Below are 216 nucleotides of genomic sequence, written 5' to 3' on the forward strand. Positions count from 1 at the left end.
AAGTAGAAATTACTTAGAAAGACTTAAAAAATATTATCAGATATTTTCCAAATTCAGTTAATGCGTAGATATACGAATTAACGCCCAAATTTGCTTGGTGACAATAGCGTTTTGGACCCACCTGATTCCATGCCGAACTCAGTAGTGAAACGAAACAGCGCCGATGATAGTGTAGCATTTGCTATGTGAAAGTAGGACATTACCAGGCTTCAAATT

1 rRNA gene is annotated in these 216 nt (G+C 36.6%); it reads left to right on the plus strand.

Annotated features, from left to right (window positions below):
* The first annotated feature begins 93 nt into the window (after positions 1-93).
* Positions 94-208, plus strand: a 5S ribosomal RNA gene (rrf, locus tag H5117_RS20535).
* The last annotated feature ends 8 nt before the right edge of the window (positions 209-216 follow it).

It is taken from the genome of Pseudoalteromonas sp. SG45-1, assembly GCF_014164135.1.
Lineage (GTDB): Bacteria > Pseudomonadota > Gammaproteobacteria > Enterobacterales > Alteromonadaceae > Pseudoalteromonas > Pseudoalteromonas distincta.